Raw genomic sequence first — 12,090 nt, 5'->3', positions numbered from 1 at the left:
AAAACTACAACGTTAAATTTTACCAAATTTTTCTTTTAATTTTTATGCAATAATACTTTTTTCATTTTTTTAATACGTTAAAACTGTTCTAGCATTTTGTACAAAATTTTATATAACACTTTTTTTTCTTCTAAGTCTAAATCAACACATCCCTGTATCTCTTTTGGTACATCAACAGCTAATTCTCTTAATTCTAATCCTTTTTCAGTTATGCTTACATTCAATAAACGCTCATCTTCTTTGCATCTCTCTCTTGTTAACAGTCCTTTTGACTCTAATTTTTTCAATACCGGAGTTAATGTTCCAGAGTCTAAAAACAAATACTCACCTAGCGTTTTAACATTTACCGATTTCTTCTCCCATAAAACTAACATTGTTATATACTGCGTATATGTCAGCTCTAGCTTTTTTAATAACGGCGTATACTTTCTAATTAATTCTTTGGAGCATGCATATAATGGAAAACATATCTGATTTTCAATTTTTAATAGATCGTATTTATCACTCATGCTATACCTCTTCTTCTTTTTGATTTAATTTAATATTATAATCTTTACAACTATTTTTTACTTTTGTATAAACTCTAATACTTCTTCTTTGCTATGTAAACCCACCATCCTATTGACTTCTTTTCCATCTTTAAATAAAATTAAGCATGGAATATTGGTAATAAGATATTTCTGAGCTAAAGATGGATCTTTATCTACATTAACTTTTCCAATTTTAAAAGCATCATTTTCTTCAGCAATTTCTGCCAATACTGGTGAAAGCATCTTACATGGACCACACCATTCCGCCCAAAAATCAACTAGGATTGGTATATCAGAATTCAATACATCTTCCTCAAAACTAGAATTTTTTATTATTAATTCTTTCATATTCGACCTCCGTATATATCATGTAAGCAAATTGTATACAATTCATTCATAATTGTCAACTCTTCTTTATTTTCATCATCTCTTGTGTTATAACGGCAAAAAGGCCCTAATTCTCTACCTTTTTGCTGAAAAAATGGATAAAATTTTGTTGTCTTTAATATAATTTTATATTTTTTTAATTATATTTTATATATTGAATATTTATTACTATCATTGAATATTTATCATTGAATATTTATAATTTTATATTTTTGTAAACTAATTTATCTTTTCGTTAACAGTTTATTTTTTTCGATTTTTCTTATTTATTTTTATTAAATCATCTTAATACGTTTTTTGTAATCGTGACTTACTATGCCCTATTTTTACGGTTTAAATTTTATTTTTTTATAATAGTTACCAGAAAAAAACAGTTTTAAGACAAAAAAAGACAGTTTCACGTCAAAAAATTACGAAAATTTATTTTTATGATATAGTATGGTCATAAGGAGTAACGAAGGGGAGCAATAAATAGTTACAAATTATGGGTGTATAAATATTTTTAAGGGTAAGAAAGAATCGATTTGATTTAGGGGTAGGTCATATCGGTTCTTTCTTTTTTACTTCTTTTTAACACCTATTAGATTCCTTTTTGAGAGATTTTTTCTTACAGCTTTGTTACATAATTTTTATAAAAAAAGCTTCCATATCGCAATTTCCTACGATATGAAAGCTTTTTTATTTTATGTGTTTTTTCTTTATGTGATTTCTCACACATATAATCTTTTCACTTTTATGATTATTTTAGAATACACCAATTGACTGCAAGAATAGGACAAACATTATTACTGGTGCAATATATTTAATCATAATTCTATAAATTAATTTACGTCTGAATTTTTCGCCGTTTTTACATACTTCTCCAATTATCCAATCTGGTCCAACTACCCAGCCAATTAAGATTGCTGAAATGAGTGAGATCAAAGGCATCAAGAAACTGTTACTGATATAATCCATTATATCTAACAACTGTCCTGTTGAGCCATTTGGTAACTTAACTTCAAAGTAAAATACATTATATCCTAAGCATACTACTATAGAAGCCAACATATAAATTAAAGTTAAGATTACTGTTACCTTTTTTCTTGATACTTTAAATAATTCCATACAGTTTGCTACTAATGTCTCTAATACAGAAATACATGATGACAATGCTGCAAAAAATACCATAACAAAGAAAACTAATCCAACTACTTTTCCAGCAATTCCCATTTCATTAAACACTTTAGGTAATGAAATAAAAATCAATCCTGGTCCAGCCGACATTCCCTCTACTCCTGAGAAAACAAAAATACTTGGAATAATCATAAGTCCTGCTAAAAATGCTGCTGCTGTATCAAATATTTCGATTTGTGAAACAGCTTTATTCAAATCAATATCATCTTTTACATACGAACCATATGTTATCATAATCCCCATAGATACACTAAGTGAGAAAAACAACTGACTCATTGCATCTAATAAAACTTGTAAAAATTTCTTAACAGTAAGTCCACTAAAATCTGGAATAACATAAACTTTCAAGCCATCTAAACCAGTTCTTGTTATTTGTTTTCCACTTGGTAATGTAACATTATGTGATAAAGTCAATGAATAAATTGCTATACCAACAATTATTACAAACAATCCTGGCATAATAATTTTAGAGAATTTTTCAATTCCTTTTTCAACTCCTAAGAATACGATAATTGATGTTATTGTCATAAAGATCAACATTAACACAATTGGCGACACCTTAGAAGTAATAAAGTCTGTAAAATAATTATCTTTTACTGCATCTTTACTTGAATTAGTTAGATAAATTAAAATATATTTTGTGATCCATCCACCAATAATTGCATAATATGTCATAATCAATGCCGGAACAACAAATGTGATATAACCCAAAAACTTCCATCCTGACTTAACCTGACCATACGCATAAATTGAACTCATTTTGGTTTTACGTCCAATAGCCAAATCACTGGTTAATAATGTAAAACCAAAAGTGAGTACTAATGCCAAATAAACAAGCAAGAATAATCCACCGCCATCTTTGGCTGTAAGATACGGAAATCTCCAAATGTTACCAACACCAACTGCGCTTCCCGCAGCGGCCATGACAAATCCTAATTGTCCGGAAAATCCACCTTTTTTTTTCGTTTTCATACTAACTCTCTCTCTCTTATTATTTTATAATTGGAACATTTTAAAGCCAAATGCACCTAAAACTGATGTCACTAAAATTACTAATAAGAAAATAATAGCAACATATTTAATTACAAAATTATAAACAATTTTTCTTCTAAATTTAGATGTTGTTTTGATTTCATCCTCAATAGTTTTGATTTTTACTACTTTAAGTACTAACACACAAGTTGCTATCGCAGCAATTGGCATCATCACTGAGTTTGTTAAGAAATCAAAGAATGAAAGAATATCCATATTAAAAATCTTAACACTTGATAACACATTAAATCCTAATGCTGATAATGTACCAAGGATTAACATTATAGTTGCAGTAACTGTTGCTGCTCTTTTTCTTGTAAAATGTAATTCATCTTCGAATGTAGAAACAACACTTTCTGCCAAAGCTACTGAACTTGTAACTGCTGCAAGTAAAACTAATAAGAAAAATACAACTCCAATAAATCCACCGAATCCCATGCTGTTGAATACTTTAGGTAAAGCAACAAACATTAATCCTGGACCTGCGTTCAAATTCTTGCCTCCGTCAAATGCAAATACTGCTGGGATAACCATAAGACCAGCTAAAACTGCAATTGCAGTATCAAAAATTTCAACTTGTTTTGTAGTTTTTTCAATATCAATGTCTTTTTTCATGTAAGAACCAAATGTATATAAAATACCCATCGCAATTGATAATGAATAGAACATCTGTCCTAAAGCTGCTACTACAGTTTTATATGAAAACTGACTAAAGTTAGGGATTAAGAAATATTTAACACCCTTAATTGCGCCAGGTCTTGTTACTGAATAGAAAACAATAACAATAGCTAAAAATACTAAAATTGGCATCATAATTTTTGAAACGGCCTCAATACCATTTCTAACGCCACCAAAAATAATTAACATTGTAATAAGTGTAAACAACACAAACCAAAATACTTGTTCTTGAGCTGAAGTTGTGAATTTAGCGAATGCATCTGCTTTTGAAGCACTGCTTCCGTTTCCACTTAAATATGTGAATAAGTACTTCATTACCCAGCCACCAATTACTGAATAATATGGAACAATTAGTAATGGAATTATTGCATTAAGCCATCCACCTGCTTTTAAAAACTTTGATGCACCGAAATGCTTATATGCACCAACTGGACTTTTTTCAGTCATTCTTCCTAATGTAGATTCAGTCATAATCATTGTATAACCAAATGTAAAAGCTAAAATTAAATACACTAATAAAAATATTCCGCCGCCATATTTTGCCGCAAGATAAGGAAATCTCCAAATATTACCTAATCCAACTGCACTACCAGCTGCTGCAAGTACAAAACCTAACTTGCTTGAAAACTTACTTCTGGATTTTTTTTCCATAATTCTCTTCCTCTCTTTTTCTCTTCCTATACTAGAGGTACTTATGAATGACAGATATTATAATTAAACATTCATAAAAGTTCTTCCTATGATAATTACAGATTATATCTCTAGTATTTTATAATTATACACATTAACACTTTAAATGTCTACAGTTAATTACTCCATACGTAAATTTTTTCATTATATATGCACTTAGAAACACTAAATTAAATAATACAAAAAAGGTACTTTCTTCAAAATATCCCATTTCTAAAAAATGAAATACTCTATTTCAGAAAGTACCTTTAAATTAACCTCTTATAAACTATATAATTGTATATTCCTAATTTTTTATATTTTTTATTATATATGGTTTTTAATTATTCCTATTCCATATCTTCTAATCTACCATGCTTCTCATAGCATGTTTTTCTAGAAATATGATTCTTTTCATCCACAAACACCACCTGTGGCTTGTGATCTTTTACTTCTTTTTCATCTACAGATGCATAGCACATAATGATAACATGATCATTTACCTGGACTTCCCTTGCTGCTGCTCCATTAAGACAAATCATTCCGCTTCCTCTTTCGCCTGCTATTGTATATGTTTCAAAACGATTTCCATTCTCAACATCTGCAATGTGTACCAATTCATATTCATTTATCCCTGCGGCATCTAATAAATCAGCATCTATTGTGATGCTTCCAACATAATCTAATGCTGCCTGAGTTACTACTGCTCTATGTATTTTTCCTTTTAACATTGTAAGATTCATTACAAGACTTCCTCCAAAAAAATTAAATCTGATTATAATTATTTTAAAATATATATGACTTCTTCAATATTTATCGTTTTTATAATTTAATATTAATTTCTTAATTAAACCATTTCGATAACTATTGAATTTTCAACTATGAAATTATCAATAAGTCTAACTTTTCCAATATAAACTGCAACAGCCATTAATATTGGTCCATCAATCTTATCTACTTTTTGCAATTCATTCCAATCAACAATTTCTACGTAATCAACTTTTGCAAGTGGTTCTGATTCAATAATGTCTCTAACTGTTTTTACAATTTTATTTGCATCAGTCTCGCCATCTCTAACCATTTTTTCGCCTTGCTCGAGTGCCTTATGTAAAATTGTAGCTTTTTGTCTTTCATTCTCTGATAAGTATGTATTTCTAGAGCTCTTAGCTAAACCATCCGCTTCTCTGATAATTGGGCAACCAACGATTTGAATATTGTAATTTAAATCCCTTACCATTCTTCTAACAATTGCAAGCTGTTGTGCATCTTTTTGTCCAAAATAAGCTCTGTCAGCTTCTGTAATATTGAATAATTTTGTTACAACTGTACACACACCATTGAAATGTATTGGTCTACTTTTTCCACATAATCCCTCTGACAATGTATTTACTCCAACATATGAATGAAAGTCATCTTCGTACATTTCACATGGTTCTGGATTAAAAATTAAATCTGCTCCAATTGACTCACATAATCTACAATCCGCATCAAAATCTCTTGGATAAGTTGCCAAATCTTCTTTGGGTCCAAATTGAATTGGGTTAACAAAATCAGAAACAATCACTCTATCATTCTCTTCTCTTGCTTTTTTTATTAAACTTGCATGTCCTTCGTGTAAATAGCCCATTGTAGGAACTAGGCCGATTGATAAGCCTTGTTTTTTCCACTCTCTAACATTTTCTTTAACTTTACTGATTTCTTTTGCAATTATCATTTCTTTCCTTCTCCTTTATGCATTAACTTCATCTGAATTTAATTTATTATTAATTATAACTTCAATTTCTTTATTCTTATTTTCACACTCTTTTTCAAGCGCTTCAATTACCTGATCATCTATTTTAAAATTATTCTCCTCTGCTGGAAATGCTAATGATTTTACTTCTTGATCATAGTCTTTAAATGCTCTCTTCATTTCTTCCCCAATATTTGCAAAATGTTTTACAAATTTTGGTTTAAAACCAGAGAACATGTTTAACATATCCTGATACACTAAAATCTGACCATCGCAACCATTTCCAGCACCAATACCAATTGTTGGAATTGTTAATTCTTTTGAAATTAATGTTGCTAATCTTTCTGGAACGCATTCTAGAGTTACCATAAAAGCTCCAGCTTCTTCAACTGCTTTCGCATCCTCTAAAAGCTGTTTTGCTCTATCTATATTTTTTCCTTGAACTTTAAATCCTCCGAATGCATTAATTGATTGTGGAGTTAATCCTATATGCGCAACAACAGGAATATCGGCTTTGACTATTGCCTCAATCTGCTTGCAAACTGAAGCGCCACCTTCTAATTTTACGGCTTGAGCATGTCCCTCTTTAATCAATCTTCCTGCATTTTTTACTGCATCATATACGGAAGTCTGGTACGACATAAATGGCATATCAGCAACTAAGAATGTATTTTTTAATCCCCTTGAAACGCTTGCTGTATGATGTATAATATCTTCAACTGTTACTGGCAAAGTATCTTCATATCCCATCATTGTCATTCCTAATGAATCTCCAACTAAAATTCCGTTAATTCCAGCCTCATCCATTAAACAAGCTGTAGTGTAATCGTAGCATGTTAACATGCTGATTTTTTTTCCTTCTTTTTTCATGTTCTGAAGTGTTGTTACTGTGTTTTTCATTTCCCATTCTCCTTTAAATCTCTTTTAAAAATTCTTCCATTTTACTATAATCATTCTCTGGATGTTTATATTTAGCGATTTCTAATGTTTTAATTGATAAAATATCATATATTTTTTTATCAATTCCATCAATAACTGACATATGTTTTTGTACAGTTCCAATGTCATTTCTCTCAATAGGCCCTGTCAAAGCATTTATAGTACCATTTTTTAATACTTTTTCTACATTTCCCCTAATCAATGGTTCTAAAGCAGCACATGCCGACTGCTGAGAAAATCCGCATTTAACTAACTGATTCTGAGCACTTTCTATTAATGCCACAACTAAATTTGAGCTCATAACAGCTGCTGCATGATATTTCATTTTTACTTCTGAACTAATTGTTTCTACTTTGATACCAATTTTTTCAAATAATGATGAAATATTCTCTATTTTTTCTTTATTTCCTTCAATTGTAAATATAGCTTTTGGAAGTTCTTTATACGATGAATATCTATCAGATATTGCTAATAATGGATGAATTGAAAACCCGTACGCTCCGGTATCTTCAATATTTGAAAAGATTGTTGACGACAAAGAGCCACTACAATGGCAAATCATTTTCCCTTTTATTGGAAACCTTTTTAGACAATTCCAAACCTCCTCAATTACATCATCTGGCACTGTCAAAAATATTGTATCACTTTCTTCTACTAACTCTTCTAATTCAAAATATTGTTTTGTTTTGGTAAATTGGGCAGCCTCTTTTGAGGACTGCAGGCTCCTACTATAAAAGCCCAGTACATTGTTATATTGCAGGTTAAGTAGCATTCCTAAAGAACAACCTACTTTTCCTGCTCCTATAATACCAACTTTCATGACACCACCTTCCTTTCTGAAGGTGATACAAGTCCCACTCATAAAAATGATGCAAGCTTCGTCACTTAGTCTACTCTACCCTTAATTTAAAAAACATCTTATCAATTACGGTATAGTTTCTTTTCGAATACCATCCGCAATCTAATATAGCACTTACAATAAATATTGTAAATAGATTTTTGAATAATTCTCTAATTTAGTCGAATTTTCATTAAATTTACTTTTATTTATTTTGCTATTTCCTATTTCTTTACAGTCTTTTTCTTTAATTCTTTTTTTGATTACTGATTTTTTGACTTTCCTGCTTTTGAATACCTTTCTTACTTAACATTTTAGCTGTCAAAAATGCTGACAGAGGAATTATTGTTAAACATCCTATATTAGCAACTACAAGCATCAAAATGTTTTGTAGGAATGATTTAGAATTTATTAATTCAACAAAATCATAATGTCTTCTCACAAAAATAATCCATACAAAAAATGCGTCTCCTACTTCTGCAAATAATAATGTATTAATTGTTGTACCAAGAATATCTTTTCCTATTTTGCTTCCTGCTTCTATAAGCTTGTTTTCCGATATATTTTTATTATTAGAAAAAACTTCATATTCTACAGTAGCAACTGATAATGCTGTATCACATATTGCTCCAATTCCTCCTAAAAAACAAGAGCTAACCAATAGACCATTTGCGTTAATTCCAATACGATTATTTAAAAAAGCCATATCTTCATCAAGTGTATATAGCTCACCAAATCCACCAATATTGAACATATTTATTGCAAATGTACCAATTATTCCCAACAAAACCATTATTATCAAGATAGATACAAAAGCTGCCATTGTCTTGAAGTTCAAACCATTTTGAGCAAATAACGTTATTAATAAAAAAGCTAATCCACACACCAAAGTAACAGCATAAATATTGTAGCCCCAAGCTAACAAATATAAAAACACTACTAATAATGCAATATTTCCAAAAACTGAAAAAACTGATGCAATTCCTCTTTCTCCACCAATTGCTGACATCATAATAAAGAGGAAAACACCTAAAATTATCATTATCATTTTTCTTCCTCCTTACTATGATTTATAGTATTATCTACTTGATTGGTTTTTTTATTATCTACTTTATTATCTACTCTATTATTTTCTTCATCAATCTTAACAGTACCAACAGCAATTTCTTTGTATTTTTTTAAATTCACCAAAACTGCAACAAATGCAGACACCGGAATTGCCATAACAATTCCGATTGCACCTACCAAAAATCGAATTATCTCAAATTCTTCGCCATTACGCATAATCTCTAAAAAAGAAAAACCATTTTTCATTTTTAGCACATACAATGGTATTTCACCACAAATAAAACTAAAAAAAACGACACTTATCATTGTTCCCATTATGTCATACGCAATTTCTCTAATTGAACTAATTAATTTTTTTAAATTTATTTTTTTAGAAACATTAATAATCTCACATGTTGCTGAATTTATTGTTATCGCAACATCCGTTACCGCTCCTAAGATTCCAAATACCAATGACGCATGGTACAAAGTCTCTAAGTCCTCAAATCCAATTGTATACGGAATGTATTCAAAACTAGGTTTAGGTGAATTCATATACGCTATTGCATAAATTATTGCAACAATTATAACCGTTAAAACCGATGACAATACAGTTCCAATTGATTTTCTGGAAAATCCATTTAATATAACTATTGTACATATTATAAACAACAACGTCATAATAATAGTTAATAACATCAAATTTTTTCCACTTGCAAATCCTTTTAATCCAAATACAAACACAATACTATTAGCCACCAATGACAACATTATCAATATACCTGTTGTATTCATCAAAGCAAATAAGAACATCAAAAATATTATAATAAGTCCAACTGTTACATAATCCAATTTTACTTGAGTAATTGAAACTTTTGAAACACTACCTTCTGTCATATGTAAAAATACATCTTGCCCTTTTTTATATTCAGAACATTGAAATCGTGAATAAGAAAAATCATTTTTTATCTTAATAATTTTACCTTTATCCTTTGTGTTTCTTATTTTGACTTTTAAATTTTGTTCATATTTTTTTTCAATTTCTTCTTTGTGATTCTTATTTGTTTGTTTAGTACTAGCTTCAATTATCGTACCAATTGGTTTTTCATATAACGCATAATCGTTTTTTACCAAAAAAACAGCTATCATAATAAATGCTATATATATTAAGACTTTTCTTAAAATTGCTTTTCTATTTGTTGCTATTAACATTACTTTAACCTTCCATATTCATAATGTCTTTTAAATAGTTATTTTATATTTATTTGCTTATTATTAGGCATGACTTTTTTATCAAATATCTTATTAACACGTAATATGCATAATATCAATAATAAAAATCCATGTTAATCCATAATATGTCACAACAGCTACTAAATCGTTAACAGTTGTTATTAATGGACCTGACGCAACAGCTGGATCTACTCCAATTTTTTTAAACACAATAGGAATAATTGTTCCAACTAAACTTGAAATCACCATTGCCAAAAGTAACGCTGTTCCAATACAAGCTGATATTGAGAACGCCGTAACTGCTGGCGAATGCTTAAACAATGCTATATAAAGTCCTATTCCGACAAACGAAAGTGAGCCTAACAATAAACCATTCAATAAGCCTACTTTCATTTCCTTTAATATCAAACTTAACTGTTTTTTCCCTGTGAGTTGTGCATCCATTAACACTCTAATTGTAACAGCCAATGATTGTGTACCAACGTTTCCTGACATGTCTAGTATTAAAGATTGGAAACATATTATCATCGTAAGCTGTGATACAACAGCCTCAAATAAACCTACAACACTTGATACAACCAATCCTAAACCTAATAAAAGCACTAACCATGGTAATCTTTTTCTTACACTTTCAAAAATTGGCTCTTTTAAATCTTCTTCCGCAGTTAAACCAGCTAATTTAGCATAATCTTCACCCATCTCATCATCTACAACTTCAATCAAATCCTGGGCAGTAATTACACCTAATACCTTGTTTTCATCTGATAAAACTGGTATTGATTTTTCTGAATAATCTTTCAAGTTTTCAATACAATCATCTATCTTTTCATCTGAATAAACATAAGGATATGACGTCGAAATGATATCTAATAATTCATCATTTTCACGCGCAATAATTAATTCATTCAAACTGATTGTTCCATAATAAACACCATTTTCATCCAAAACAAATATATTAGATATATTATCATGACTTTTAGCTTGTTTAATAATGGATGTCATAGCTTCTTTGATTGATAAATTACAATATAATGTGACAAAATTTGTAGACATCCTACTACCTATTTCATCTTCTTCGTATGAATAAAAAACATTAATCGTTTTCAAATGTTCTTTATTCATAAGACTCAACCATGCTTTTCGCATTTTTGGATCTGCATCCTTTAAAATATCAACCGCATCGTCTGCATCAACCAATTCTAGAATTCTAGCTGCTTTTTGAATATCAATTTCTTCTAATAATTCACTTGCATTTTCAAGATATTCAAATACATCTGCTAAACTTTGCATATCTAGTATTCTATAAATTAGCTCTCTCTCTTTAAGCGTACAGACTTCAATTACATCCGCAATATCACTTGCATGATATTCTGACAATTTATCCTTTACAACTTTTGGAGAGCTTTTACTTCTAACTAAAGCTATTATTTCATCTTGATAATTAATTTTAACTTTATCATTATCTTTTAAAACCTCATTAACACTTGTCATTTCTTCCTCTCTTTCTGTCTAAAGCTATTTTTGTCTAATAGGTAGAACAGAAGGATAACACATATTTATTTTTGCGCACCAAAACACCAAGTTTCAATATGATGTATCTGAATTCAGATATGTTAGTCTCAAAATACATTAACATTCCTTTGTATAGTCCTAAAAAAACACCATATAAAACTTGAATTATTTTTTAATTATCTTTTAAATTCTTAAACATGTGTTATAAGTCTCATTCTAGAAAAGAAAATGAAAGGATTAAGAAATATGAAAAATATGAAATTATTGCCTTCGACATATATATTTAATGTAAAAATACTATTTAAAAATAAAAAGTA

Annotated in this window: 11 protein-coding genes; all 11 read right to left on the bottom strand. The window is 29.5% G+C overall.

Annotation, left to right across the window (positions count from 1 at the left end):
- Positions 1–77: 77 nt before the first annotated feature.
- Entirely contained in the window at positions 78–509 is a 432-nt protein-coding gene (locus BLV79_RS03835; RefSeq protein ID WP_074716330.1) for a MarR family winged helix-turn-helix transcriptional regulator, read from the bottom strand.
- 57 nt (positions 510–566) lie between these two features.
- On the bottom strand, positions 567–878 hold the full coding sequence (gene trxA / locus BLV79_RS03830) for a thioredoxin (protein WP_074716329.1): 312 nt from the start codon (positions 876–878) through the stop codon (positions 567–569).
- A gap of 783 nt (positions 879–1,661) precedes the next feature.
- Positions 1,662–3,065 (bottom strand): sodium-dependent transporter, encoded by a 1,404-nt coding sequence (locus BLV79_RS03825; RefSeq protein WP_074716328.1) that lies wholly within the window; start codon positions 3,063–3,065, stop codon positions 1,662–1,664.
- Between the two features lie 24 nt (positions 3,066–3,089).
- Entirely contained in the window at positions 3,090–4,454 is a 1,365-nt protein-coding gene (locus BLV79_RS03820) for a sodium-dependent transporter (RefSeq protein WP_074716327.1), read from the bottom strand.
- 368 nt (positions 4,455–4,822) lie between these two features.
- Entirely contained in the window at positions 4,823–5,215 is a 393-nt protein-coding gene (panD, locus tag BLV79_RS03815) for an aspartate 1-decarboxylase (protein ID WP_074716326.1), read from the bottom strand.
- Between the two features lie 104 nt (positions 5,216–5,319).
- A complete protein-coding gene (gene panC / locus BLV79_RS03810) occupies positions 5,320–6,186 on the bottom strand; it encodes a pantoate--beta-alanine ligase (RefSeq protein ID WP_074716325.1) in 867 nt (288 codons plus the stop codon).
- A 15-nt stretch (positions 6,187–6,201) separates the two neighbouring features.
- Entirely contained in the window at positions 6,202–7,104 is a 903-nt protein-coding gene (gene panB / locus BLV79_RS03805; RefSeq protein ID WP_083354431.1) for a 3-methyl-2-oxobutanoate hydroxymethyltransferase, read from the bottom strand.
- A gap of 13 nt (positions 7,105–7,117) precedes the next feature.
- Entirely contained in the window at positions 7,118–7,963 is an 846-nt protein-coding gene (locus BLV79_RS03800; RefSeq protein WP_074716323.1) for a Rossmann-like and DUF2520 domain-containing protein, read from the bottom strand.
- Between the two features lie 265 nt (positions 7,964–8,228).
- Positions 8,229–9,029, bottom strand: coding sequence for a YibE/F family protein (locus BLV79_RS03795; RefSeq protein ID WP_074716321.1), 801 nt, complete (start codon positions 9,027–9,029; stop codon positions 8,229–8,231).
- Complete coding sequence (locus BLV79_RS03790) at positions 9,026–10,240, bottom strand: YibE/F family protein (RefSeq protein ID WP_074716319.1); 1,215 nt, start codon at positions 10,238–10,240, stop codon at positions 9,026–9,028. Before BLV79_RS03790 ends, BLV79_RS03795 begins: the two co-directional genes overlap by 4 nt.
- 93 nt (positions 10,241–10,333) lie before the next feature.
- Positions 10,334–11,752 (bottom strand): magnesium transporter, encoded by a 1,419-nt coding sequence (gene mgtE, locus BLV79_RS03785; protein WP_074716317.1) that lies wholly within the window; start codon positions 11,750–11,752, stop codon positions 10,334–10,336.
- Between the last annotated feature and the right edge of the window lie 338 nt (positions 11,753–12,090).

The organism is Lachnobacterium bovis DSM 14045, assembly GCF_900107245.1.
GTDB lineage: Bacteria > Bacillota > Clostridia > Lachnospirales > Lachnospiraceae > Roseburia > Roseburia bovis.
This window is presented reverse-complemented; position numbering and strand designations above follow the sequence as displayed.